The organism is gamma proteobacterium symbiont of Lampromicra miyakona (genome assembly GCF_059730895.1).
Genome location: NZ_AP035933.1, coordinates 339422 through 365728, shown reverse-complemented (window position 1 = coordinate 365728; position 26307 = coordinate 339422). Strand labels below are relative to the sequence as shown.

Below are 26307 nucleotides of genomic sequence, written 5' to 3'. Positions count from 1 at the left end.
GACAGCCATCTTCCCGTCAGTCACCGCCCGCGCCTCACATTTGTTAGCGATCCCGTGTATCATCGCCGCCTTTATGTTGTGCAAGGAAAAGTGTGATGACGGAGAGCGTAATGGCGCGCCGCCAGCCCTCGGTATGGTGGGGCGCCATGATCATCTGTGGGACGGTAGTGGGCGCCGGTATGTTTACGTTGCCGATCGTGATGGCCGGGGCGTGGTTTGGCTGGGCGCTGCTGCTGCTGGGCATAAGCTGGGGCGCAATGCTGCTCTCCGGGCTGCTGTTTATGCGTGTCAGCCTGCATTATCCGCCAGGCGCGGGCTACGATACGCTGACGCGCGATTTGCTTGGGCGCGGCTGGGCCAGCATCAATGGCCTTAGCATCCTGTTTGTGCTGGGCATTCTCACCTACGCTTATATTTCAGCCAGCGGTCCGGTTTACCAGCACTCGCTGAATCAGCTTGGCGTGCCGCTCTCAACCGCCGGGGCCAAAATCGCGCTGACGTTGTGTGTCGCCGCCGTGGTGTGGCTCGGCACCACCGGCGTCAGTCGTTTGATGACGTTCTGCGTGCTGGCAAAAATCCTGCTATTGATTTTGCTGTTCGGCGGACTGTTAACCCAGGTCGATGTGCCCTCACTGTTCGCTGCCGCCGCGCCGGGAGATAGCTACTGGCCTTACGCGCTGGGCGTGCTGCCGTTCTGTCTGGCCTCTTTTGGCTATCACGGTAACATCACCGGACTGGTGAGTTATTATCAGCGCCGCGAGTCGCCGGTGACACGCGCGCTGGTGCTGGGCACGCTGATGTCGCTGGCGCTGTACCTGTTCTGGATTGCCTGCACCATGGGGAATTTGCCGCGCGCCGCGTTTCCTGACATCGTGCAGCAGGGCGGAGATATTGCCGCGCTGATGGCCGCGCTGCGCGATCATCTGCATGTGCGCGCGTTATCGCTGATGATGTCGGTGTTCTCACATTTTGCGGTAATTGCCTCGTTTCTCGGCGTGACGGCAGGTCTGTTTGATTTCATCGCCGACCGCCTCGGCTGGGGGCATTCCCCGCGCGCGCGGCTGCAAACCGCCTGCCTGACATTTTTGCCGCCGCTGCTCGCTTCGCTGTGGTGGCCACATGGCTTCGTCGCCGCCATCGGTTTTGCCGGTCTGTTTGCCACGCTGTGGGCGGTGATTATTCCGGCGCTGCTGGCGCGGCGTGCGCAACAGCGTTTCGCCGATCGGCCGCGTACGTCACTGGCGATTGGTCTGGTACTGCTTTTCGGCGCGCTGAATGTGCTGGCATGGACGCTGAGCTGGCTGGGTGTGTTACCGCAATTTGCTGCGGTCTGAGTGGCGAGAGCCATGGGGTTCAGAGGTATTCGTAGCGGCGCGATTTATCGCGCGAATCTGGCCACCGCGCCGTTGTAAATTGTGCGATAAATTGCACCGCTTACGGTCACAGCACCAGCTCGTAGCGGCGCGATTTATTGCGCTAATCCACCCGCCGCAGCGTTGAAATTGCGCAATGAATTGCGCCGCTACCCGGCGCTGGGGCTACGACTGGGTTGAATAATTCACTCTGCTTAAATCAGCGATAAGACCCGGTCCGTTGGGCTGCCAGTTGAGCTGCTGGCGCGTCCAGGCACCGCTGGCACGCAGATCCAGCCTGGCGAAAGCGGCGAACCAGCCGAAATGCTCCGCGGCCTGATCGGGTTTCAGCGAAACGGCAGGAATACCCAGCCCTGCTGCCACGGTTTCAGCAATCAGCCGTGAGGCAATGCTTTCCTCAGCTACCGCATGATACCGTTTGCCGCGTTCGCCTTGCTCAAGCACTTTTACGTACAGCCCGGCGACGTCATCAACGTGTGCCGCGCACCAGGCGTTTTCACCTCCGCCGATATAAGCTGCCGCGCCTTTCTCCCTGGCAAGAGCGATGTAATAGCTGATTAATCCCTGACGTTCGGTGTTGTGAACCTGAGGTAAACGCACCACACGTAGATCGATCCCCGATTCAAGGAGCTTAGTACCTTCCAGCTCCGAGGCGACGCGTGGGTTAGGGTGTGCCGGGTTGAAATTCTGCTCAAGAGCGGGCTGGCCGCTGCCGTCATCACCCATTCCGGTACCAGAAGTGATGAGCAGCGGACGCTGACTGCCCTGCAACACAGAGCCAATCGCGCGAATAACGCGGCGGTCTTTTTCGCAATTTTCGACAAAACGGCTGAAATCATGATCGAAAGCGGTATGGATCACCGCATCACATTGGTCAATGCCGGCAATCCATGCCTGGGGATCTTCCAGCGTACCGCGCTGGGCTGTGGCGCCCATATCTTTTAACCGCTGAGCTGCTTCTTCTGAACGTACAAGACCGGTCACCTGATGGCCGCGAGCCAGCAGGGCCGATACAACGCGTGAGCCGATAAAGCCCGTCGCACCCGTTATAAAAATACGCATAGCCTGTCTCCTGAGTGATTTAGTGCGACAGCGTAAGCGCGGATCTTTTACTATTAAAGTAGTGAAGTTATCAGGGTATAAACATTAACAGGGTGATTTATGACGCTGCTTTCTGAAAATCCGCTGGGTGAGTTTTTAAGGGCACGCCGTCTGGCAATTGACCCGGCTTCGTTTGGTTTTTTGCCCGGCCGCCGACGTACGCCGGGCCTGCGCCGCGAAGAAGTTGCCCAGCTCGCGAATATCAGCCCGACCTGGTACACCTGGCTTGAGCAGGGCCGCGGGGGAGCGCCCTCGCGTGAGGTACTGAACCGCATTGCTGCCGGGCTGCGGCTTACGTCTCCCGAGCGCGATCATCTGTTTATCCTCGCGTTTGGGCATCCGCCAGAAAACCGGGTAAGTCGGTCCGATAGCATAACCCCACGGCTGCAACGCGTACTGGAAAGCCTGACGATTCCGGCGATTATTAAAACCGCCACCTGGGATGTGGTGGCATGGAATCACCCGGCGACGGTTGTGCTGAAGGATTATGGGCAACTCCCGCCCGCGCGGCGCAATATTCTGCGCCTGCTGTTTACCGATCAGGAAGCGCGGGGGATGCAAGACGACTGGGAGGGCGTGGCCCGTCTCATCGTCAACGCCTTTCGGGCGGATGCCGCGCGCCTGGGTGCTTCAGAGGAAATTGATCGACTGGTTGAGGAGCTATCCGCTCAAAGCGCTGACTTCGCCCGCCTGTGGCGTAACAACGATGTGGCCGGGCATGGCGAAGGGTTTAAGGTGCTGCATCATCCGCAAATGGGGACGATTGCCCTGGAGTTCTCGACCTTTTCTGTTGAAGGCCGGCCGGATTTGACGATGATGCTCTTTAACCCGGCAACCGATGAAAGCAGAGTGAAAACAGAGCGCTGGATTTCACAGAACCCAGCTCAGCAGTCAGGCAGTTTTTAATGCGTCAGCCAGCACGCTATAGCAATCACACCAGCCGAAAAAAACAGGCTTACCTTGTAATGGGCAGGAGCAACGAAATAGAGATTCTCCTGCCTGATTCAATCGCTTAACGAGGCAACGGTTCAACAAAACGTACTGGTATAAATATACCGTCCGCAGCGCCTTTTTTGCTTAGTTGCCGCGATAGGTGGAGTAGCCGTACTGACTGAGCAGCAGTGGAATATGGTAGTGCTGATCGGCATTATCCAGGTTGAACATCACCGGGATTTCCGGGAAGAAGGTCGGCTGACTGTTTTTTTTGTAATAGTCACCGGTTTTAAAAATTACGCGGTAAATCCCGGTCTGCGCCTTCTGGCCCGCCGGGTAAAGCGCCGGAATACGTCCCTGTTCGTTGGTAGTGCCCTGCGCCAGTTTCACCCACTCTTCACCCTGTTGCTTATCCAGCTCGACCTCAATACCTGCGGTCGGTACACCGGTTTGCAGATTCAGCACGTGCACGCTCAGGGGATTTTTCATCTCGGCGGCCAGGCCGCTCACGCTGAAAGCGCAGAGCGCGCCGCCCAGTAAATAATGCTGCAATTTCATTTTATCTTCCTTTTGGTTGATTGGCAGAAGAAGCATAAAACGAAAAGCGTGCAGATGCGCACAACGGGCTGAAATCTGTGAAATTTCCCAGAGCAGAACCGGCAACCGGGCGGCTGCCGGTCAGTCGGATTACTGGTTACTGATCAATGTGCCTTTCAGGCCGTGCGGTTCGGAACGCAGATACTGTGGCGGCGCTTTGGCCTGCGCACCCAGTTCGGTGGCGGCGTGCCATGGCCAGCGTGGGTCATACAGCACCGCGCGTGCCAGCGCGATCAAATCGGCATCTTGCTCCTGCAGTGCCTGCTCGGCCTGTTTCGGTTCGGTAATCAGCCCCACGCCAATCACCGGAATCGAGACCTGCTGGCGAATCTCGCGGGCGAATGGCAACTGATAACCTGGACCGACGCTGATTTGCTGCTGCGGTGCCAGCCCCCCGCTGGAGACGTGAATATAGGCGCAGCCTGCGGCTTCGAGCTGCTGGCTGAAAACAATCGATTGCTGATTATCCCAGCCGCCCTCGATCCAGTCGGTGGCGGACAGCCGCACGCCAACCGGGATTTCCGCCGGCAGCGCAGCGCGCAGCGCCTTAAACACCTCAAGCGGAAAACGCAGACGGTTCTCTAATGAGCCGCCATATTCATCGTCACGCTGGTTGCTGAGCGGCGACAGAAACTGGTGCAGCAAATAGCCGTGCGCAGCATGCAGTTCGACCAGCTCAATGCCGATGCGTACCGCGCGCAGGGCGCTATCGACAAAGGCCTGTTTCAGCTGCGCCAGATCCTGTTTGCTGAGTGCGGCCGGCGGACGCTCATCCTGTCCAAACGGCTGCGCAGACGGCGCGACGGTCTGCCAGCCGCCGTTTTCCTCAGAGAGCTGCGCACCGCCTTGCCATGGCGCAGCACAGGACGCTTTGCGCCCGGCGTGACCCAACTGAATGCCAATCGGCAGGGTAGCGTAGCGCCGCACGTCCTGCAGCACGCTGGCCAGCGCGGCTTCAGTGGCGTCGTCCCATAACCCCAGGTCGCCCGGCGTGATACGGCCAATAGCTTCCACCGCCGTTGCCTCGATAATCAGCAGTCCCGCGCCGGAGAGCGCCAGCTGGCCCAGATGAATGCGGTGCCAGGCCGTTGCCTGACCTTCTTCCGCTGAGTATTGGCACATCGGTGCAATCACAATACGATTTTCCAGCGACAACTCGCCAAGCTGCGTCGCGCTAAACAGTAAACTCATGCATACCTCATATCCGCACGTTAATGACTCACTACAGCATAGGAGCTGCAGCCGGATTTGCAGCAATGCCAGATGTAAGCGGCAATGACACCCATTAATTACAACATACTATTAGTGATTAATGTAATGGTGCCGGGTTCGGCTAACGTGCCGTTAAGGCTAACTAGCGCCATTTATTCAAACCAGGGGCTGAGGTTTAACAGAACGCAAGCTAACGCTAATGAATTCTGGACGGGCGTAAACCTGGCGGTCCAAAATAACTTCTCATGTTAAGAGGGATCTGATTAAGTATTATCGAATCATCGGCTAATCAAAGGAACTGTGAAATGGATGAAGCACTACTCGCAATGATGCGTTCAAATGGGCGCAACAGGGCCTGGGCAGAATCGATGGTCAATCTTGAAGCCCGTAAGCTGATTGAAACGGCTAACCGTGAAGCCGGGTTTCACATCAGGGATGGACTTACACGACTCCAGTTTGTGCAGGAAATAAGGGATGTGATTGAAGAGCAGTTCTCGATCGCCCGGCGCGCAAAGTCTGATGAAGAGTGCATGGCCTGCGTAGAAAACCTCAGGGCAGAGACCGAAAATCTTGCAGAGCAGGGGCAAATGCTGCGCAGGAATACTGCGAAACTTTACGCCAAAGTGGAGTTCGTCCGGGAAAATAACAAAATTGTCGGTTATGTGATTTCTGCTGTTCATATTGTGGTATCAGGTGCAGCGCTGTTTGGCGGAATGATCATGATGTCGACAATGACTCCTTTGGGAATACTTGCCGGGGCGATACTTTTTGTTGATGGTATCAATGGGATCACAAAAGAGGCCAGCCATCTTCGTTACGGCGATCAATCCAAATCAGAGGGAATATTCGCAGACAGTTCTATGGAGGCTGCTAAGTATCTGGGTTTTAAACCTGAATCAGGGCTGGCATTTTATAATGCAGTAACCTTAAGTGCTAGTGTCTATAGTATTTTTGGTCTTGCAAGAAAGCCTGGTGCGTGGCGATTATTCAGATGGCTTCCTCGGGATTATTACCGAAAAGTTGAAACCATGAGCAAACCAAAATTAACGATGAAAATTGTTGGTTATGGTGTAAAAGCAAAAGTCATTTTTGACCTTTTGACCCCCGAGAATAACTGAACCTAACTCCGATTTATTCTTTTATAACGCCAGGATTTATAGGCAAGCACCGGCGGCTGTACAAATATTGCAACCGCGATACCGCAAAGTAGCCCGACAGAGCCAGCGAAAAGGTTTTCAGCTGAACCAAAGAGAACCAGCAAAACAAAAACGGCAAGGCAACCCGTTACAACACAAATCGCTATGATAAAGCGATTTGCCAAATCCTGGATGGTATCACCCATTGAACCACCGTAATTTTCGGTATTATTTTTAATTTTCTGGATATCTTTATGACTGAAGCCGGACTCCAGCAGTGATTCTTCGCTAATTTTCATGGATTTCATCCTTAAAATTCACCATAACATCACCAGTGAGTTTACCCGAAAACAGGCGATAAATCGCCATCTGTGAATCATGTTTCGATGTTAGTTAATTTAACTTTGAAACAGCAGCTTACGTCATTAGTCTGACTTGCTGGTTACTGGTAATCGATTTACCAGAGAAGCAGCACAAAACCGGCAGCGATGACCGGCGGCAGCAACACGTACGGCAGTACGGACAATTCTTCACTGAACGCATAGCCGGCTTTGTTGATACCTGTCCACATGTTGATGAATGCGATTATCACCCAGACGGCGATGAAACTTTTCGTGGTTAACTCACTGGGAAAGGGGCCTAAATGCCAGAGCCATCCAAAAGTCAGGAAGATGCCAAATAGCGCAAAACCACAGATAAGGGTGACAACGGTGTGCATTTCCGGCGCTCCTGTTTGGTAAAGCGACCGGCGAGCGATCCCGCCGGTCACGCCTGTTACCCTTCACACGACGGTGCTTTCGCTGGCGTCAGAAGATCGGACAATCCAACCCGATGTAGCATTTCGGCGCGCAAACGGTCGATGACCGCAAAGCCAATATTTGCGCCGTCTTCGGACGGATCGTTATGGACACGAAATGGACGCGTACCAAACGGCATACCGACTACATCGGCAATCTGTGCTGCAACGCGCGCGGGATCGGCATCTTCCGGCACTATCTCCGCAAAGGCCTTTTGCACATCATCGCCGAAACCGGCATAAGGACCTGCTTCATACTCCGCGACACGCCCGGTGTCGGCAGGACTTCCTGAATGGGCAAAATGGTTCGTCCCTTTGGTAAAGGCTCCCGGCACGATGATTGTCGTCTCAATGCCGAATCGGCTGAGCTCGCGCGCATACTGAACGGCAAGCGTATCCATCGCCGCTTTGGCGGCAAAATAAGGGGCCAGATAGGGCGGTGTGCCGCCGGTCACGCTGGAACTGGAAATCCAGACCAGCAGGCCTTCACGGCGGGAGCGCATATGCGGCAGTATGGCCCGGTTGACGCGCTGCGTTCCCAGCACGTTAACGTCATATTGCTGGGCGAACTGCTCTGGAGTGAAGGCTTCGGCCGGGCCGAACATCATGTGGCCAGCATTGTGTACCACCACATCAAGCTTCCCGGCGTCGGATATTACCGTTTCAATGGCAGCATCAACCGATATGTCGATCTGAACATCAAGTTCCAGCGGCCGCAGGTCAATTCCCTCCCGCGTGGAAAGTTCGCTTAACTGGCGGACATTTGCGGCATTACGGCCCGCAATATCCCGCATTGATGCATAAACGGTATGACCAGCACGAGCCAGCGCTTCGGCGGTCAGGCGACCGAAGCCGCTTGACGATCCGGTCACAAGGATAATCTTCTGAGACATAACAGTACTCCTTTGACTAATTCTGCAGTTTGCGGCTCAGACCATTCCGCCATTGGCGCGCAGGATCTGTCCGTTCATCCAGCTGCCCTGTGGTCCGGCGAGGAAAGAAACAACACTGGCGATATCCTCAGGCGTGCCGAGGCGTTCCAGCGGATTCATTTTGGACATGCGCGCGATCAGTTCATCGCTTTTCCCGTTGAGGAAGAGGTCGGTCGCAGTCGGACCGGGCGCGACGGCATTGACGGTGATGCTGCGTCCGCGCATCTCTTTGGACATGATGGTTGTCAGTGTTTCGACGGCCGCTTTGGTCGCGGCATAGACGCCATAATTCTCAAGCTTAAGCCCGACAACCGACGTGGAGAAGTTGATGATGCGCCCACCAGAACGCAGGCGGTTTGCCGCTTCGCGCAGGGTGTTAAACGTCCCCTTCAGATTGATGTCAATCTGCTTGGTAAAACTCTGATCGTCGGCGCTGGCCAGCGGAGACAACATCATTACGCCGGCATTATTGACGAGCACATCAATACCACCAAACGCAGATTCGGCTAAATCGAACATGCGTTTGACCTGGCTGGCATCAGCAACGTCCGCCTGCGCGGTGATAGCTCTGCCACCGGCGGCTTCGATCTCCTCAACCACGGCGGCAGCAGCCTCTGCGTTGCCGGCATAGTTCACTACGAGGGCAAAGCCGTCCGCAGCAAGCTGCCTGGCAATGGCGGCACCAATTCCGCGGGATGCACCGGTTACGATTGCAACTTTCTCTGAAACAGACATAGATATTCTCCCATTTTCGCGCGGTATCGCGCCTGAACACGGAGAAAATCTAGCACTGTATCCTTTCCGGATAATCAGTCATTATCAGGTATCAGAATCCGATAATGACGAACAATGCCATGGACAGAATTGATACGATGCGCGTTTTCACGCGTGTGGTAGCGCGCCGCAGCTTCACAAGGGCGGCGGAAGACCTCGGCCTGCCACGCTCGACCGTAACGGACGCGATTAAGCAACTTGAGTCGCGCCTGGGCATTAAGCTACTGGAACGCACCACGCGTCACGTCAGCCCGACGCTGGACGGTGAAGCCTACTACAAGCGCTGCGTTTCTATACTGGACGATATCGAGGATGCCGAGGGCGCGTTTGCCGGCGCCCGGCCGAAGGGATTGCTGCGTGTCGATGTTCATGGCACGCTGGCAAGACATTTTGTTCTGCCGCACCTACCTTGTTTCATCGAAGCTTATCCTGATATCGAAATCTATCTGAGCGAGGGTGACCGGCTGGTCGATCTGGTGCGTGAGGGAATTGATTGTGTCCTGCGTGTCGGAACGCCGCAGGACAGCGATATGATCGCGCGGTGCGTCGCCACGCTGGAAGAGGTCACGGTCGCTTCGCCCGGTTACGTCTCCCGGTTCGGACTTCCGTCGGATCCGGATGAACTGCATTGCGGCCACAGGATGATCGGATTTCGCACCACGGGCAGCAGCGGCATCCTGCCGCTGGCATTCAGGGTGGACGGCAAGCGCATCACCACGACGATCAAAACTTCAATTACGGTTAATGCGGCTGATACCTTTGTATCCGTGGCGCGCATGGGACTCGGCATCATCCAGGTGCCGCGTTATCACGTGGAAGATGATTTGAAGACGGGGACGCTCGTCGAATTGCTCAAAGCCTTTCCACCTGAACCGTCTCCCGTCTCTGTCCTGTATCCGCATAACCGACAGCTATCACCCAGAGTCAGGGTCTTCATCGAATGGCTAAAAGAACTCTTCCTGCAGCACGACGTGGATAGCAATGCCGGCAAGTAATCTGTGTGAAAATCGAAAACGGTGCAGAGGAGGCTGGCGCCGTCACAGATTACACAGATATTGATAGAGCTCCGCGTCCCGCTGATCTGGCGTAAAGCGCGGACAGCTGTGGCACTGCTGGCTCAGCGTGCGGTAGTGCTGCAGTAAACCAAGTTCACGCAGCATGCGCAGCCAGCCCATCGGGCCATAACACTGCTGCTCATAAATTTTGTCGCGGATACTTTTCACGTCCACGCGCAGCAGCGTGGCGTTAAGGTCACTGTAATCCGGGTGCTTTTTGGTGCCGCCGACCTGTTTGAACAGGAAATTGCGCTCGTAAAACGCAGCAACCTTCTCTTTGACCTGAATAAAGATGTCATCCACCTGTTCAATGAAAATGGTGTAGATCATGATTTTCAGGTACAGCATAAACACAATATTTTCACTGTCTGCCTGATAGCGTACCGACAGCGTGCCAAGCTCTACCACTTTGCGCTTTTCCAGCTGCAGGGCGGCCATCTCTTCACGAAAAAGTTTGCTGCATGGCAGACGGTTATTGTGATTGGCGATGACACTTAGCGTGCCGAGGATATCCTGGCCTTTGCGGGCGAGAAACAGCGTGCTTTCCGGATTCAGCAGCCCTTCGTTATAGAGAAAAATTGAGCGTTTTTCCTTAACGATTCCACTGCGCCGGTACTGTTCGTTGGTCACCTCCATCCCTTTAAGGAAGTCAATCAATCCGCTTGCCGGTGTAATGCTAATGCGCTGATCGATACCATTAAGTATCCTGCACATTCTGTGGGTTCTTTTTGTCAGTACGCCATCAGAGATAGCGCTGCTAATCACTGATTTCCTTGTTAAATGCACTGTAATCCTCAACCAGTCCACATTAAAGTTTCGCTAATATAATAAATATAATTTAATGATTGAATAAATTTTTGCTGCAAATTTAGATCTTCAGAAAAGCGTGGCGGCAGGGGATAAGGCGCGTTACAGGGGAGAAAATACCGGCGGTAACAACCGGAACGACAGCAGGGTTAATGATTAGCGTGATTTAATATTCGTGGCGGGACCAGCAGCATGGCGCTGGCTGATTTCAACGCCTCGTCGCGACAAAGGATTTTAACTGGTCAATAAACGCTCTCAGCGAGGCCGACATATGGGGATTGTTAACGTAATAGAGATTAAGACCTGAAAACACTGCAGACCACTCGCCCAGTACCTGCCTGAGTTCGCCGCGTTCAATCCAGGGTTGGGCGAACTGATCGCTGGCGATTTATGCAGCATTCACCCGTCGTCCAGTGGCCATCGCCACGCCTGACATCATTACCGTCTTTAATCCTGAAAATCCCGTCGCTGATTATGTGCTTAACTTAGCGTTAACACGGCAACAGGGTGAAACATGACGTTTAAAAGGAAAAATGAAGCGGCAATCATTTCAGGTTCCTCGCTGCTGCGCAGTATTTTGCTGTCCGGCGGATTGCTGATATGCGCGATCATTGCGCTCACCCTGTGGACGCTGCGCGAAGACTGGCACGGCGCGGTGCGCCAGACGGAAGAGATGGCGGTCAATCTTTCCCTGTCACAGTCACGTCAGGCGGAAGATACCGTGCTCCAGACCGAACTGGCTCTGCGTGAAGTGCAGCGTGACCTGCAGGCGCAGCCGCTGGAAAAGCTCAACGCCGCCAATCTGAGCCAGATTATGCGCGATCTGCAAAGCCGTCTGCCGCAGCTGCATGGGCTGTTTTACTATGATGAGCAGGGACGCTGGATCGCCACCTCCACGCGCAGCGTGCCGGTGGGCACCAACAACTCTGACCGTGAATATTTCCGCTATCACCGTACCAACAGCCGTGACAGTTTGCACATTGGCCCGGTGATTCGCAGCCGCAGCACTGGCGATCTGGTTATTCCGGTTTCCCTGCGCGTCAGCGATGCCGCGCGTGATTTCAAAGGCATCCTGTTAGCCACCATTAAAGTGGATTATTTCCGCCGTTTTTACAGTTACTACGAACTGGGGCCGCGCGACGTGCTGGTACTGATGCTGGCAGACAGCACGGTGCTTTATGCCCGTCCGATGCCCGACAGCTATATCGGCAAGAGTCTCTCCGCCAGCCATCTGTTCCAGCAGATGCTGGTAAAAGCCGATCGCGGCAGCGGCGAGTGGAACGCGGCGCTGGATGGCCAGGTGCGCATCTTCGGCTTCGCCAGCTCAGAACGCTATCCGCTGGTCGTCGCGGCGGGTTATGACAAGCGCAATCTGTATCTGCGCTGGGTGAAAGGGCGACTACAGGATATTTCCCTGAACGTGGCGCTGCTGGTCGCGATTATCCTGCTTGGACTGTTTGTCATTCGTCAGGCTCGGCATAGCCAGCATTATCAGGAAGCACTGCTCAAACTAAAAAACGACCTCGCCGATGCCAATCACCATCTGGATCAGCTGGCGTTTTTCGATGGGCTGACCGGTCTGGCTAACCGCAGACAGTTTGACCGCTTTTTGCAGAATGCTTTGCATAATCTGCGGGAAAAATCAGCGCCGGTGTCGCTGATTTTGATGGATATTGACTACTTCAAACACTACAACGATCGCTACGGGCACGTCGCAGGCGATCACTGTTTACGCCAGGTGGCCGACGCGCTTAAACGCCTCAAGCTACGGCAGAGCGACATGGTCGCGCGCTATGGCGGCGAGGAGTTTGCCATCATCCTCGCCGGTGCCGATCAGCATGCGGCGCTGAATATTGCGCGTCAGGCAGTACAGGCGATTGCTGACCTGCATCTGCCTCACGCCGCTTCCGCACTGCCCGACGCGCAGGTGACGCTCAGCGCGGGCTGTGCGACCACCTGGCATGACGATCAGGCCGGCAACCTGATCGAACATGCTGATGCGGCGTTGTACCAGGCCAAGCATAGCGGACGCAATCAGGCGCAGGCCTGGCGGGCAGTGAGTGATTAACGGTTAAAACCAGGAATGAAGCGTGAAACATCGACTTCCATAAACTGCGAGCGCTGGAAGTTGTGTTTCAGGTCATACGGCACCGTACAGTCAAAAATGGTTTTACAGGTAATGCCATGGGCGCGAATCGAGTTGCTGAAGGCCGGATCCTGTGAGGGATCGAGCGGGTGACAGCGCACGCCCGGAATAAAGATGGTATCCGCGTCGCCCTGATAACGCGTGGTCATCGCCCAAATCACGTCATTTAAGTCGAACACATCAACATCTTCATCGACCAGGAACACGTGCTTCAGCTCTGAAAAGGCCGAGAAAGCCAGCAGGGCGGCCTGACGCTGGCGTCCCTCATCCTGCGGGCCGCGCTTATTGATTTGCAGCACCGCAACATATTTCCCGGTGCCTGGCGAAGGGCAATGTACATTCTTCACCAGACCCGGTAACGCACGCTCAACCATATCGAGAATGCTGGCTTCGGTCGGGATTCCGGCCAGATTGGTGTGCTCGTCGCTCGGTCCGATGCAGGTTTGCAGGATGGGGTTTTTGCGGTGCGTCACGGCTTTGACTTTAATCACCGGCACTGCCGCCTGCGCTTCACCGGTATAACCCGGGAATTCCGGCATCGCTTTACCGCTATGGGTATGCTGATCTTCCTGTACGCGATAATCCGGCACCAGTTCACCCTCAATCACGATCTCTGCATGGGCAATGGCGCGGGCATCAACGGCGACACCCTTAACCAGCTCAACCGCCCGACCGCGCAAGCCCCCGGCTATCGCCAGCTCATCAAAACCGAGCGGTGTGGTCGGCGGCTCGAAACAGGCACCAATTTCGATGGCCGGATCGACGCCAATACTGATGGTAATCGGCAACGCTTTGCCCGCCTGCTCAGCCTTGATGCGGAACTGATCAAGATGGCGGCCCGGTACAAAGTACATCGAGATCTCATCTTTGCCCTGCACACACAAGCGGTGAATAGTGACGTCATGTTCGCCGGTTTCCGGATCGGCGGCATAACACATCCCCATGGTGAAATAGGGGCCGGCATCTTCAGGCGTGTTGGTTGGCGCGGGCAGCAGGCGGCGGATATCAAAACCGTCGTCCGTGGCGAGGTGCACCACTTCCTGACAAACCGCCTGCTGCTGGCTTATTTCCACCGGCGCAATGGCGTTGTGTACCGATGAACGCAGCAGATGCGCCAGCTTTTCTTTCGGCACTCCTAGCAGGCGCGCCACGCGCTGCCGTGAAGCCAGCAAACCAATTAGTACGCGAAAGTTGTCGTAACCTTTGATGTGATTAAACACCATCGCCGGTCCGGTCTGCGTGGGACGCATCACGGTACCGCCCGCGCCAACGTAACGATAGACACCGGACAGTTCCGCTTCGGGATTCACCGGTTCATCAGTCTCAATATACTCACCATCAAATTGTTTCAGCAGTTCGATGGCAGAGCGCAGATCGTAAACCTCACTGCTGTGCGAAGAGGGAGATGTGTTTGACATAGGCTGTTCCTTAGTTTGAGAGTGTCTGGTCATCACTGGCGGGATGCAAACCCTGCCAGCGCGTGGCGCCAGCAGTGTCGATACCAAGCTGATCCAGCACGCGACCCACGATATGATTTTCCACATCGGCGATTGTGGCCGGATGGTTGTACCAGGCCGGCACAGGCGGAATCAGGCTGACGCCCATGCGTGACAGCGCCAGCATGTTTTCCAGATGAATGGTGTTAAGCGGGGTTTCGCGCGGTACCAGAATCAGTTTGCGCTGCTCTTTCAGGACGACATCAGCGGCGCGGCCAATCAGCCCTTCCGCATACCCGCTGCGGATACCGGCCAGCGTTTTCATGCTGCAGGGAATAATCACCATCCCGTCGGTGACAAATGAGCCCGAAGAGATAGTCGCGGCCTGGTCACCGGCCGGATGAAACACATTGGCCAGCTGTTTGATGTCGTTGAGAGAACAGTTGGTTTCATGTTCCAGCGTCACTTTTCCCCAGCGTGACAAAATGAGATGCGTTTCGATGTGCGGAATGTCCGCCAGCTGCCGCAGTAATCGCAGCGCGAGTGGGGCACCGGTGGCACCGGTTACGCCGACAATAATGCGCATAAGGCCTCCTGTGAAAGGCAAAAATTTTCCGGCGCGTTCCTGCCGTCGCCGTCCTGCTGGCAAAGATAATGCGCTCGCTAATCATGGTCTAATTGGTATTATGGTTTTATTAATAACGAATCCTTATCAGGTGTGGCATGGATTACCGTAAGCTGCGTTCTTTTCTGGCACTCGCCGATACGCTGCATTTCGCGCGGGCGGCGGCAGTGGTCAACCTCACGCAACCGGCATTGTCTCAGCATATTCAGGCACTGGAGCAGCAGTGGGGCGTGAAGTTATTTGCGCGCGACAAGCGTAAGGTGAGTCTGACGCGCGAAGGCGTATTGCTGCTCGGGGAAGTCCAGCAGACGGTGCAGCGTGTGGAGCATCTGCAGGACACGATTAAGCAGGTGGCCGCCGGGCGACGCGGCATGTTACGCATTGGCTATGTGGGCACGTCCATGCTGGAGCCGGCGCTGGTCAAAATTATCCGTGCCTTCAGACGTGATTTTCCCCAGATCGCGCTGCAACCCGTGGAGTACAGCGTCAACCAACAGCTAAGCCTGCTGGAGAGCGGCGATTTGGATATCGGCATCCTGCGCGGGCCGCTGCCGGAACGTCGCCAGATTAGCCGGCAAATTCTGCATCAAACCTCGCTGTGTGCGGTGCTGGCCGACGACCATCCGCTGGCGCAGCAGGCCTGCGTCTCGCTGGCTGATTTGGTAGCGGAGCCGCTGATTTTGCAGGAAGATCCGGAAGGTATCGGGCTGGGTGGCGCGGTGCTTAATCTCTATACCGCCGCCAGGCAGATTCCCGCCAGCGTGCTCCGCGCGCGCGATGTGGCCACAGCCGTTGACCTCGCTGCGCTGGGTCTGGGCGTGACCTTCATCCCCCACGCACCGGAGAGATTTTTGCGGCAGGATGTGGCACTGCTGCCGCTGGCGCAGCAGGATGTCACGACGGCACTCTACCTGTGCTGGAAAACCGGCGCGGCCAACCCGGAGATCCGGCGCTTTGCCGGGTACGCGCAGTCACACTATGGTGATGAACCCGCTGCGTAATCAGCCGGCCATTCCAGCCTCAGCGGCGTTATGGGGATCAATATGGCGAATTGCTATGCCATATCGGCTAAGTTGTGATTCACTGACGTCATCTATTGTCAGATTATGCGTGAGAAGCGCAGTCATGAAGCCAACACTGAATCAGCTAATGAGTTTTTGTACCGTGGCAGAAGTGGGGAATATAGGCCGGGCAGCAGAAAAGCTGAATATTTCGCAGCCACCGCTAAGCAGACAAATAGCCCAGCTCGAACGTGATGTGGGTGCGAAACTTTTTACCCGTAATGCCAAAGGCATGAAACTTACCTTTGCCGGCGAGCAATTTTTAAAAGATGCTTACGCCGTATTAAGAATGATGCAGCAGGCGTGTAATAATGTGCAGGCTGTTTCAGAAGGGCAAATGGGATTGATTAAGCTGGGCGCAACCATGTACGCATCGTACAGTGTGGTGCCGCAACTGGTCATGAAACACAGAATGAATTACCCCAGTATTGATCTGCAATTTCAGGAAATGATCCCGACCGGGTTAAACGCTGCGCTGGAGGATGGGCGGCTGGACGTTGCGATCAGCTTTTCGGAAGTCACCAGCTCCGCGATTAATTCGCTGGTGTTATTGCGTGAACCGTTAATTGTCGCGCTACCTGCGGATCATCCCCAGGCCAATGTTGAAAATTTCACCCTGGAAACGCTGGCCAATGACCCGTTTATCATTGTGCCTCGCCCTATGTCGCCGCTGCTTTATGACAGGATTTTTAATCAGTGCCTGAAAGCCGGTTTTAGTCCCCATATTGGCGTTGAGGTTTCGGTCCAGCAAACCATCGTTAATTTCGTCGCTCATGGATTAGGGGTGGCCATCATTCCGGCAAGTATGGCGACGGCGCAGATAAGAGGCATTAATTATCGGAAAATTGCGGACGCAAATACTATCGAAAATATCCTGATGTGGTCTTCTGGTAATAAAAATCCAGCGCTGGAACACTTTGTTAACCAATGCCGTGCCCTCGCAGAGGAGTTAAGCACGGCATCGGACACCCGCATCAGTTCTTAGCAATCACGATTTCGATCAGGCTGGGTTTACCGCTGGCGATAGCCTCCTCGACAGCCGCAGCGATCTGTGAAGCCACCTCAATCTTACGCGTTTTCAGCCCCAGCGCGGTGCCAAGTGCCTGATAATCAATCACCGGATCTACCAAATCCATGGCGATAAAGCGATTGGTTTGCGCCGACGTATAATCTTCTTTAGACCGCATAAAGTTCTTAAGAACATTATATTCAGTATTGTTCATCACAATAAAGGTTACCGGCAATTGCTCATGGGCGGCGGTCCACAGCGACTGAGGCGAATACATTGCCGCACCATCCCCCACAAAACAGACAACAGGGGCTTTGCCCAGTCCGAGGGAATACCCCACTGCAGCGGGCATGCCCCAGCCCAGACCGCCACCGCGCATAAAAGCATATTGATCTGCTCTGTGACTCGACAGCGAGCTACGCAGCGATTTTGAGGTCGCAATGGCCTCGTCAACAATTGTTATATCCGGACCAATAGCGCGCGCGGCCTCAAATGCGGCGATCAATGGCGTGATCTTCGTGGCCGACTGCTGCTCTTGTACCGACTGTAATAAGTTCTCTTTAGTTTGTTCGAACTGTGCTGCCGCAGCCGCGAAACGACGCTGATAATCCGGGCGATTATGCGCGGTAGCCTCTTTCAGCTCAGGTAGCAGCACCGCCAGCGATAATTTAATATCGCCGAGAGTTGAGAGCTCGCTACGATAAGTTCGTCCCAAATCGCCGGCATCAGCTGAGAGCTGGAACACTTTACAATGCTCCGGCACGGCACGCCCCTCGGTGTAGAGGATGGTGATGAGCGATTTACCGCCGAGCGCAAAGATTGCATCGTATTGATCAAGCGCTTTGGCAATGTCCGTCGCCTGAGTAGAGAGATTGCCTCGCCACAGAGGATGCGCGGTGGGATACGGAATCCGATTCGGCCAGGTTGAGCCATAAACGTCAGCGGCCAGCAACTCAGCCAGTGCGACAACTTCCGCAGCCGCGCCGCTTTGATGAATCTCATCGCCGGCAATAATCGCGACCTTGCCAGGGGTGAAGGCGGCTAACTTTTTGGCTAACAGCGGCAGTGAACCTGCGACCGCTTTACGATCAACGTTAGACGGCGCGCCGATGTCAACGGAGCTCATGGCTTCCATCACATCCATCGGTAAAGAGAGGAAAACCGGGCCTTTAGGCGCAGCGTCCGCATCATGAAAAGCACGGCGAACCAGGATTGGCAGCTGGTCAACGCTGGTGACTTCCTTCGACCATTTGGAAAAAATCTTACCCATACTCACTAAATCCCCCAACAGCAGGGGATCGGTGATGCTGTGGCGTAAATCCTGCTGGCCAGCCGTCACCACTAATGGCGTTTGCGAGCAAACCGCATTGTGCAGATTCCCCATGCCGTGTCCCAGACCGCCGGCCGTGTGCAGATTGAGAAAACCAGGCTTCCCGGCAGCCTGCGCGTAACCATCGGCCATCGCAACCGCACTGGCTTCCTGCAAGGCAAGCACATAGTTGATGTTGGGATTTCTGAGCAGGGCGTCCATGAACGGTAATTCAGTCGTGCCTGGGTTACCGAACACATACTCAACGCCTTCGCTCTCTAACACTTCCAGCAGGACATCACCACCGCGGCGTACCGGGGTGTCGTTTAATTTTGCAATGGGTTTATTCATCGTTGTTCACCTCTGACTATCGATTAATAATCCGCCAGTTTCCGGGCTGAATTTATCTTAGAAGCAGGGTGAGCGTTGATTCCAATACTAAGATTAGCCTGTTTGATACCCTAAAAGGTATGACTATAAGGCAAAGCCGCGTGATTAAAGATGCCCATTCATCAGATCCACCATCGCCCCGGCATGCGCATCAACGTGGCGAATATAGCGCATCACCGTTTCCGGCTTCTTCCAGGTGCCTTCCTGCATGATCTGCGCGGTGCTGTACTTATTGCTGGCCATGTCGATGGCGGCACCGACCCGGGTGCTATGTCCCGACCAGCCGCGATAGCGATTTTTATTGGGTTGCAAGCCGGTGCCCGGTCCCGCTTCACGCCACGCACGGACGAAAATATCCTCCAGCGCGCGGGTCGAGAGCGGTTTATCGCAGACAATCTGCGCCTGGTTGGCGCGGTGCACCGGGCCAAAAATGAACGCGTCGGGTTCAGCGATCAGCCCGGATGCCACCAGCCATTCGGTCAGACGTTGTGATGAGAGATCGCCGAGTGCCTTAATCAGTCCCCCGGTCATCACAATGGTTTTGGTCCAGGCGACATCAAGAATGATACGGCCATCGGCCGAACGCGAAATGTCACGCACCCGCAGGCGGCTCAGTTCACTGATGCGTAACAGCGTGGCGTAAGCCACATGCAAAAATGCCAGATCGCGCTGCTGTTGCAGGCGGTCAGAGCCCGCCCAGCGTTGGTCCAGCTTAAGCAAATCGCGAATGCGAAAGGGGATGGCCTGACCGGCACGTTCACCGGCTATCACTGCGCTGCGATTGATTTTTTTCACCGCGCGAAACACCAGCGGCGAAACATTGGGCGGCACCAGACCGGCGTTACGGTGTAACATGGAAATTAATGCCGCATGAGTCGCGATGGTAGAAGAGGCGCGTCCCGATGCCTGAAGCCACAGCAGGTAATCACGCAGATCGGCAGGATCCATCGGAAAAAATTGCCGGCCATGTTCCGTCGCCCAGCGGCTGCCGATCCGCATAACGCTCAGCAACTGTCGCCACGTGTTATCAGAAAACGCCTCTTTATCACTGACAAATTCTCTCAGGCGTTCAGCAATATCCTCATCAATACTGTGCATCAGGGCCGGGCTGGCGGTAATCCCGGGCAGGGTGTCCGTTTTACTCATTAATTTATGACGTCGCTACGTGAATTCTATGCATGTAGCAGGGTCATCACCCGCCAGATTTAACGTAGCGGTGCCGGTTTTTTATGCACGGCGTGGCACTGACACACTGCGTCATGTTAACCAAAGGTAATGATCCTGCGGATCCTGACTTCATATAATGCCAATTATATGAAGTCAGCTATTCTAACCGCTGAAAATCTGGATGGACAGCGCTAAAGGGGATGAAAAACGGCGATGGTGAAGTTTTTTCACCTGACAAACGCCCCGTCAGCTGTCAGGCTAAGGATGGGCAGTGTGATAGCGCAGATTAGCGCCTGATTTTGCAGGTTTTTTGCCCAACCTTTGCTTACTTACCCTCAGCGCGAGCCTGGCGCAGGCAACATGAAGTTAGCTCATCTTGCTTTGAAATTTAATCACTTTTCCTCTCGCAGGGACTCTGGCATAACTAAGGTCATGTTAAATATTTTCGACAATATGACCACTGCTGAATTTGCAAACCTGTAAACGTTTTGAGAACTCCGGTAAAGGAGAGAAAAGCGTCAGGTTGCAAGCAGAAATCAGGATGCCCGCTCGCGATGAAAAATGATTTTACCTTTAGTATAAAAAGCACGCGCTTCGATGAGAATTACAATCCCTCCAAAGATACGCGCATTACCACCAATTTTGCCAACCTGGCGCGCGGCAGCAATCGTGAAGAGAATCTGCGCAACGCGCTGATCATGATGAACAACCGTTTCAATTCGCTGGCGAACTGGGACAACCCGAAAGGCGATCGCTATGCGGTTGAACTGGATATCATCTCTGTGGAGATGAATCTGGGTGCAGGCGGTGAGGGTAAAAGCTTTCCGGCGATTGAGATCCTGAAGACCAACATCGTTGATAAAAAAACCAGTGAGCGCATTGAAGGGATCACCGGCAACAATTTCTCTTCATACGTGCGTGATTATGATTTCAGCGTTCTGCTGTCCGAGCATAATAAAGGCCGTTCCGGTTTCAGTATTCCGGATGACTTCGGCGTGCTGCACGGCAATATTTTCCGCCATTTTGTCAACTCAGAAACCTATAAATCCAACTTCCGCAAAGCGCCGGTAATTTGCCTCAGCGTCTCCAGCAAAAATATTTACCGTCGTACCGGTAACCAGCATCCGGTGCTGGGCATTGAGTATCAGCAAAATGAATCTTCATTGACCGATCTCTATTTCGCCAAAATGGGACTCAGGGCGCGTTATTTCATGCCGGCCAACAGCGTGGCGCCGTTCGCCTTCTATTTCGCCGGTGATTTGCTCAGTGATTACAGTAATCTGGAGCTGATCAGCACCATCAGTACCATGGAAACCTTCCAGAAGATTTACCGCCCGGAGATTTACAATGCGAATTCACCGGCGGGCATTGAATATCAGCCAGACCTGCATCATCAGGATCACTCGCTGACCAAAATTGTTTACGATCGCGAAGAGCGTACCCGCCTGGCGATTGAGCAGGGCAAATTTACCGAAGAGCAGTTTATTAAGCCTTACCACAGCATTCTGAAACAGTGGTCTGATCATTTCGCTCTTTGATTAACGAATAAATAAGGTTATTGATTAATGAAAACATTATTACCAACGTCAACGGCTGGCAGCTTACCAAAACCTTCCTGGCTGGCGCAGCCAGAGACATTATGGTCGCCGTGGAAATTGCAGGGCGATGAGCTGATTCAGGGCAAGCAGGACGCACTGCGTTTATGTCTGGACGACCAGCAGCAGGCCGGTATTGATATCGTCAGCGACGGTGAGCAAACGCGCCAGCACTTCGTCACCACCTTTATCGAACACCTTAACGGCGTTGACTTTGAAAACCGTAAAACGGTGCGCATCCGTAATCGCTATGATGCCAGCGTACCCGGCGTCGTGGGCGAAGTGAGCCGGCAGAAACCGGTCTTTGTCGATGATGCTAAATACCTGCGTCAGCTGACGCAGCGTCCAATCAAATGGGCGTTGCCTGGCCCGATGACCATGATCGACACGCTGTATGACGATCACTATAAAAGCCGTGAGAAGCTGGCCTGGGAATTCGCTAAAATTCTCAACCAGGAAGCGCGCGAATTAGAAGCCGCTGGCGTTGATATTATTCAGTTCGACGAGCCCGCGTTTAACGTCTTTTTCGACGAGGTGAATGACTGGGGCATTGCCGCTCTGGAAAGAGCCATTGAAGGCCTTAAATGTGAAACCGCAGTGCACATTTGCTACGGCTACGGCATCAAAGCCAACACCGACTGGAAAAAAACGCTGGGCACTGAATGGCGTCAGTATGAAGAGATCTTCCCGAAACTGCAGAGTTCCGGCATTGATATTGTATCGCTTGAGTGTCAGAACTCACGCGTGCCGATGGATTTGATTGAACTGATTCGTGGTAAAAAAGTCATGGTTGGCGCGATTGATGTCGCCACCAACACCATCGAAACACCGGAAGAAGTGGCTGCCACGCTGCGTAAAGCGCTGCAGTTTGTGGATGCCGATAAGCTTTATCCAAGCACCAACTGTGGCATGACGCCACTGTCGCGTCATGTGGCTTACGGTAAGCTGCAGGCATTAAGTGCCGGCGCAGAAATTGTGCGGAAAGAACTGCAGGGCTAACGCGTAACGCCTTATTTGTCTCTTACTCAGTCCGCAGGGTTTAAATATCCTGCGGCCTGAGCGTCGGTAATCAACATCCTTGCCGTGCCGCCTGTCTGGCCTCGCTAAATTATCCTTTATAAATACACGCTCCGACCATTACAAATTCCCCATTTTTATCTGATTCCTGCTCTGCATCTACTCCGGCGGGCAGCCTGAATATCATCGTCTATACTCAGCAACGCGAAGTGATATATGCCGCTGCTTTTCACGCTGCGCTGGCGTTAATTTGATTAGCCCGCGCGAACAACAGCCGCATTGACTCATCAGTACACGCTTTTTTCTGTGCTTTCATCCTTTAGGGACTTCCTGGTATGTTGCAATCTCAATCCTCCCGTTTGGGCAGTTTACTGCTGCTGCTGGCGGCACTCATCGGCTTTGCTGTCGCGTTGTATGCCTGGCTCACGCCACTCACCGGTGTTACCGGCACCATTGGCGCGCTGGGCGTCGCCATTGCCAGCGTCGTCCTGGCGGTGCTGACCTTTCTGCTGCGCGCGGCCACCGGCCGTGCCGGGCGCATTTTCCTGATCGTCATCACGCTGCTGCTGCTATGCGCGATCGGTTTTGCTGCCGCGCTGCTGCATCAGGGGATCATTACGCTGGCGATGGTCATCGGGCTGATGGGTCTGATTATGCTGGCGCGCAATCCGGCGCATCGCGTTCGCCACGCCACTGCACAAGGAGCTAACCGTGCATAATGAAAAATACATTCCGCTGCTCAAAGTCGGCATGACCGCCCTGGCGCTGCTGATGGCACCTGCCACGCTACGCGCCGAGGATAAAGCCGCTGAGGCGTCGATGGGTACGCAGGAGAAACTCAACGTGGATGCGGCCGATCAGCAGGCGCCCGGCACCACGCACGCCACTGATGATGTCTCCAGCGGCAAGCGCGACGGCGAGAAAGTGGCCTCTGCCAGCCAGCCGGCCACGCCGCTGGTGCCCTCCACGGCGACGTGGGACAGTTTTCACGGCCAGCTCAACGCGCAGAAATACAGCCCGCTGAAACAAATCACCGCTGACAACGTCAGCAAGCTGAAAAAAATCTGGGAGTTTCACACCGGTGACGTTTCGGATGGCAAGGGCGACACGCCGGCGACCGTCTGGTCCGCCACGCCAATTTTTGCCAACGATACGCTGTACATCGGCACGCCATTTGATCGGCTGATTGCGCTGGATCCGGGCACCGGCAAGGAGAAGTGGCACTACGATACTAAAGCGCCACGCCAGGCGCTGACGCAGCCGGTGCTGAAAAATCGTGGCGTCTCCTACTGGCAGGCGAAAAATCCGCAGGCAGGTCAGGCCTGCCAGAAAATCGTTTATATGGGCACCGTTGACGGCAAGCTGTATGCCCTGGATGCTGATTCCGGCAAGCCGTGCGAAAACTTTGCGGATAAAGGCGTGCTCAACGTCAACCAGTGGAATACGGTTAACGCTAAATTCCCGCTGTCTCTGCTCCAGCCGCCGACGGTGGTGGGTGAACACCTGATCGTTGGCTGGGCGGGCAAAGACTGGGCTTACGCAGAAGCGCCGCCGGGCACGGTGTTTTCAATCAACGCGCAGACCGGGGCACGCGAATGGACCTTTGACGCCATCCCGGCCAGCATTCGCCCGCGCACCGGCACGGCTAACGTCTGGACCCACATGTCGGCCGATGAAGCGCATGGCCTGGTTTATCTGCCGGTGTCATCACCTTCGCCAAACTACTGGGGCGGCAACCGCGTCGATCCAATTCCGCTCGGCACCTCCACGACTGCGCTGGATGTAAATACCGGCAAAGTGGTGTGGTCGCGACAGTGGGTGCATCATGATGTGTGGGATTACGACATCAACTCAGCACCGACGCTGATGGACATTACCGTGAACGGCAAGCAGATTCCGGCGCTGATTCAGGCCACCAAGCAGGGTTTCCTGTTTGTGGTCAATCGCCTGACCGGTGAAGATGTCTGGCCGATTGAGGAGCGTCCGGTGCCGCAGGGCGATGGTTCGGTGCAGGGCGAGAAACTGTCGCCGACCCAGCCGTTTCCGACCAAACCGGCACCGCTGCTGGATCAATCCAAAAAACCGGCGATCTGGAAACTGGCCGATATTGTTGGTGCCGGTCAGTGCTCACGCCTGTGGGATAAACTGAGCTATGACGGCATGTACACGCCGCCGACCACCAAAGGCGAAGGCGCACTGACCTATCCGGACAGCGCGGGCGGCGTGCAGTGGGGCGGCGTGGCGTTCGATCCGCAAAAACAGATCGCCATCGTGAATACCTCTCACATCGTGCAATACGTGAAGTTGTACAGCCGCGCCGATTACGACAAGGCCGATAACGGCTCGGGTAACGAGAGTGGTTTCGCCCCGCAGGAAGGTGCGCCTTACGGCCTGCGCCTGATGGTGGCGAATAACTGGCTCGGCATGCCGTGCTGGCAGCCGCCGTTTGGCGAGATCGTGGCGCTGGATATGCACACCGGTGATGTGAAATGGCGTCGTCCGGTCGGCGCGTCGCAGCAGTACGGCTTCTTCATGCCGGAAAGCTGGGGCTCGCCAACCATTGGCGGTCCGGCAGTCACCGCCGGCGGCGTGATCTTTATCGGTGCCTCAATGGATGCCAAAGTACGCGCCTATTCACTGGATAGCGGCGAAGAGCTGTGGTCCGATCAGGTCGAAGCGCCCGCGGTTGCCAACCCCTCGGTGTATGAATACAAAGGCCGGCAGTATGTTGCCTTTGTCGCCGGTGGTAACACCATCCTGAAGGATCAGGTGGGCGATCAGGTGGTGGTTTACGCACTGCCGGAATAACCCAGCGCAGTAAACCAACAAAGTGGGGCCACGGTGCCCCACTTTTTTTATGCCCGCAATAAAAACGGCGGCCATTGGCCGCCAAAACCTCAACAGGTGGTTGCCGTTGAGGAAGCAGTGGTACTGATGAATCTTTAACCTTTTACACCGCCTGCCGTCAGGCCGCTCACCAGCCAGCGCTGCGCCAGTAAAAACACCAGCGTGATGGGAATGGCGGACAGCACGGCCGCCGCGGCGAAATCGCCCCACAGATAGTTCTGCGGATTAAGATACTGCTGCATCCCGACCGCGAGGGTATAGCTGTTGACGTCGCGCAGCAGCAGCGAGGCGACCGGTACTTCGGTGACCGCAGCGATAAACGCCAGGATAAACACCACCGCGAGGATCGGCACCGAAAGCGGCAGCAACACCAGACGAAACGCCTGCCACGGCGTGGCACCATCCAGCGCCGCCGCTTCCTCCAGCGAACCATCAATGGTTTCGAAATAGCCCTTAATGGTCCAGACGTGCAGCGCGATGCCGCCCAGATAGGCGAAGATCACGCCGCCGTGGGTATTGAGGCCGAGAAACGGCAGATATTGCCCCAGCCGGTCAAACAGCGCATAGAGCGCCACCAGCGATAGTACCGCCGGGAACATCTGAAAAATCAGCATGCCCTTAAGCAAACTGGCGCGACCGGCGAAGCGCATGCGGGCAAACGCGTAGGCGCAGGTGGTCGAGAGCGCCACAATCCCCAGTGCAGTAATGGCGGCGATCTTCACCGAATTCCACAGCCACAGCAGCACCGGGAAGGGCGGCGGCGTCACGCGACCATCGGCATGGGTGACGCTGAACCCGAGCGCCAGCCGCCAGTGTTCCCATGAAATCTGTTCCGGGATCAGACTGCCGGTGGCGAAATTGCCGCTGCGTAGCGAGATGGCAATCACCATCAGCAGCGGGAACAGAATTGCCGCGATAAACAGCAGCAGCAGCAGATGCGTCAGTAGCAGACGCAGCTTCTGCGATTTCGGTTGTACCATGGCCATAAC

At 55.2% G+C, this 26307-nt stretch carries 24 protein-coding genes; 11 read left to right on the top strand and 13 right to left on the bottom strand.

Annotated features, from left to right (window positions below; genetic code table 11):
- Positions 1-95: 95 nt before the first annotated feature.
- The gene (locus tag AC6I8P_RS21140; protein ID WP_498031190.1) at positions 96-1334 is read left to right on the top strand and encodes an aromatic amino acid transporter; all 1239 of its coding nucleotides are present in this window, start codon (positions 96-98) and stop codon (positions 1332-1334) included.
- 204 nt (positions 1335-1538) lie between these two features.
- Here AC6I8P_RS21140 and AC6I8P_RS21135 read toward each other — a convergent pair whose 3' ends face one another.
- Positions 1539-2435: an SDR family oxidoreductase gene (locus AC6I8P_RS21135; RefSeq protein ID WP_338671151.1), complete on the bottom strand. Its 897-nt coding sequence runs from the start codon at positions 2433-2435 to the stop codon at positions 1539-1541.
- Positions 2436-2534: 99 nt separating this feature from the next.
- On the opposite strand from AC6I8P_RS21135, the gene AC6I8P_RS21130 reads away from it, so the two are divergent.
- Positions 2535-3380 carry a helix-turn-helix transcriptional regulator gene (locus AC6I8P_RS21130; protein WP_394517663.1) on the top strand — a complete coding sequence of 282 codons (846 nt, stop codon included), beginning with the start codon at positions 2535-2537 and terminating at the stop codon, positions 3378-3380.
- A gap of 171 nt (positions 3381-3551) precedes the next feature.
- On the opposite strand, the gene uraH is transcribed toward AC6I8P_RS21130, so the two are convergent.
- Positions 3552-3965: a hydroxyisourate hydrolase gene (uraH, locus tag AC6I8P_RS21125; RefSeq protein ID WP_394517664.1), complete on the bottom strand. Its 414-nt coding sequence runs from the start codon at positions 3963-3965 to the stop codon at positions 3552-3554.
- Positions 3966-4094: 129 nt separating this feature from the next.
- The gene (locus tag AC6I8P_RS21120) at positions 4095-5195 is read right to left on the bottom strand and encodes an NADH:flavin oxidoreductase/NADH oxidase (protein WP_394516480.1); all 1101 of its coding nucleotides are present in this window, start codon (positions 5193-5195) and stop codon (positions 4095-4097) included.
- Between the two features lie 326 nt (positions 5196-5521).
- Here AC6I8P_RS21120 and AC6I8P_RS21115 point away from each other — a divergent pair, with 326 nt between their 5' ends.
- Positions 5522-6334 carry a DUF4225 domain-containing protein gene (locus tag AC6I8P_RS21115; RefSeq protein WP_481658201.1) on the top strand — a complete coding sequence of 271 codons (813 nt, stop codon included), beginning with the start codon at positions 5522-5524 and terminating at the stop codon, positions 6332-6334.
- 2 nt (positions 6335-6336) lie between these two features.
- Here the strand turns inward: AC6I8P_RS21115 and AC6I8P_RS21110 are convergent, their stop codons facing one another.
- From AC6I8P_RS21110 to AC6I8P_RS21095, 4 genes are all read right to left on the bottom strand, one after another.
- The gene (locus tag AC6I8P_RS21110) at positions 6337-6651 is read right to left on the bottom strand and encodes a hypothetical protein (protein ID WP_058759146.1); all 315 of its coding nucleotides are present in this window, start codon (positions 6649-6651) and stop codon (positions 6337-6339) included.
- A gap of 158 nt (positions 6652-6809) precedes the next feature.
- On the bottom strand, positions 6810-7070 hold the full coding sequence (locus tag AC6I8P_RS21105; protein WP_058776354.1) for a hypothetical protein: 261 nt from the start codon (positions 7068-7070) through the stop codon (positions 6810-6812).
- Between the two features lie 56 nt (positions 7071-7126).
- Positions 7127-8041: an SDR family oxidoreductase gene (locus AC6I8P_RS21100; RefSeq protein WP_498031189.1), complete on the bottom strand. Its 915-nt coding sequence runs from the start codon at positions 8039-8041 to the stop codon at positions 7127-7129.
- A 36-nt stretch (positions 8042-8077) separates the two neighbouring features.
- Positions 8078-8815 carry an SDR family oxidoreductase gene (locus AC6I8P_RS21095; RefSeq protein WP_082678671.1) on the bottom strand — a complete coding sequence of 246 codons (738 nt, stop codon included), beginning with the start codon at positions 8813-8815 and terminating at the stop codon, positions 8078-8080.
- Between the two features lie 119 nt (positions 8816-8934).
- Here AC6I8P_RS21095 and AC6I8P_RS21090 point away from each other — a divergent pair, with 119 nt between their 5' ends.
- Positions 8935-9849: a LysR family transcriptional regulator gene (locus tag AC6I8P_RS21090; RefSeq protein WP_498031348.1), complete on the top strand. Its 915-nt coding sequence runs from the start codon at positions 8935-8937 to the stop codon at positions 9847-9849.
- A gap of 42 nt (positions 9850-9891) precedes the next feature.
- Here AC6I8P_RS21090 and AC6I8P_RS21085 read toward each other — a convergent pair whose 3' ends face one another.
- Complete coding sequence (locus AC6I8P_RS21085; RefSeq protein WP_125311799.1) at positions 9892-10623, bottom strand: N-acyl amino acid synthase FeeM domain-containing protein; 732 nt, start codon at positions 10621-10623, stop codon at positions 9892-9894.
- 607 nt (positions 10624-11230) lie between these two features.
- Between AC6I8P_RS21085 and AC6I8P_RS21080 the strand changes: the two genes are divergently transcribed.
- Entirely contained in the window at positions 11231-12784 is a 1554-nt protein-coding gene (locus AC6I8P_RS21080) for a GGDEF domain-containing protein (protein ID WP_059010827.1), read from the top strand.
- On the opposite strand, the gene AC6I8P_RS21075 is transcribed toward AC6I8P_RS21080, so the two are convergent.
- Positions 12781-14280: a UbiD family decarboxylase gene (locus AC6I8P_RS21075; RefSeq protein WP_021509403.1), complete on the bottom strand. Its 1500-nt coding sequence runs from the start codon at positions 14278-14280 to the stop codon at positions 12781-12783. The genes AC6I8P_RS21080 and AC6I8P_RS21075 overlap by 4 nt on opposite strands.
- A gap of 10 nt (positions 14281-14290) precedes the next feature.
- A complete protein-coding gene (locus AC6I8P_RS21070; RefSeq protein WP_104187331.1) occupies positions 14291-14884 on the bottom strand; it encodes a UbiX family flavin prenyltransferase in 594 nt (197 codons plus the stop codon).
- 137 nt (positions 14885-15021) lie between these two features.
- Here AC6I8P_RS21070 and AC6I8P_RS21065 point away from each other — a divergent pair, with 137 nt between their 5' ends.
- A complete protein-coding gene (locus AC6I8P_RS21065) occupies positions 15022-15924 on the top strand; it encodes a LysR family transcriptional regulator (RefSeq protein ID WP_104187330.1) in 903 nt (300 codons plus the stop codon).
- 124 nt (positions 15925-16048) lie between these two features.
- On the top strand, positions 16049-16969 hold the full coding sequence (locus AC6I8P_RS21060; protein WP_104187328.1) for a LysR family transcriptional regulator: 921 nt from the start codon (positions 16049-16051) through the stop codon (positions 16967-16969).
- Here the strand turns inward: AC6I8P_RS21060 and AC6I8P_RS21055 are convergent.
- Together AC6I8P_RS21055 and AC6I8P_RS21050 are read right to left on the bottom strand one after the other, a co-directional pair.
- Complete coding sequence (locus AC6I8P_RS21055; protein ID WP_275030054.1) at positions 16959-18653, bottom strand: thiamine pyrophosphate-binding protein; 1695 nt, start codon at positions 18651-18653, stop codon at positions 16959-16961. The genes AC6I8P_RS21060 and AC6I8P_RS21055 overlap by 11 nt on opposite strands.
- A 144-nt stretch (positions 18654-18797) precedes the next feature.
- The gene (locus AC6I8P_RS21050; RefSeq protein ID WP_159377720.1) at positions 18798-19838 is read right to left on the bottom strand and encodes a tyrosine-type recombinase/integrase; all 1041 of its coding nucleotides are present in this window, start codon (positions 19836-19838) and stop codon (positions 18798-18800) included.
- Between the two features lie 575 nt (positions 19839-20413).
- Between AC6I8P_RS21050 and AC6I8P_RS21045 the strand changes: the two genes are divergently transcribed.
- The 4 genes from AC6I8P_RS21045 (at position 20414) to AC6I8P_RS21030 (ending at position 25279) form a co-directional block, all read left to right on the top strand.
- Complete coding sequence (locus AC6I8P_RS21045) at positions 20414-21397, top strand: DUF1852 domain-containing protein (protein WP_498031341.1); 984 nt, start codon at positions 20414-20416, stop codon at positions 21395-21397.
- 27 nt (positions 21398-21424) lie between these two features.
- Entirely contained in the window at positions 21425-22453 is a 1029-nt protein-coding gene (locus tag AC6I8P_RS21040; RefSeq protein WP_021509410.1) for a methionine synthase, read from the top strand.
- A 353-nt stretch (positions 22454-22806) separates the two neighbouring features.
- Positions 22807-23190 (top strand): hypothetical protein, encoded by a 384-nt coding sequence (locus AC6I8P_RS21035; protein ID WP_031280087.1) that lies wholly within the window; start codon positions 22807-22809, stop codon positions 23188-23190.
- A gap of 31 nt (positions 23191-23221) precedes the next feature.
- Positions 23222-25279 carry a pyrroloquinoline quinone-dependent dehydrogenase gene (locus AC6I8P_RS21030; RefSeq protein ID WP_498031347.1) on the top strand — a complete coding sequence of 686 codons (2058 nt, stop codon included), beginning with the start codon at positions 23222-23224 and terminating at the stop codon, positions 25277-25279.
- Positions 25280-25413: 134 nt separating this feature from the next.
- Here AC6I8P_RS21030 and malG read toward each other — a convergent pair whose 3' ends face one another.
- Entirely contained in the window at positions 25414-26304 is an 891-nt protein-coding gene (malG, locus tag AC6I8P_RS21025) for a maltose ABC transporter permease MalG (RefSeq protein ID WP_498031340.1), read from the bottom strand.
- Between the last annotated feature and the right edge of the window lie 3 nt (positions 26305-26307).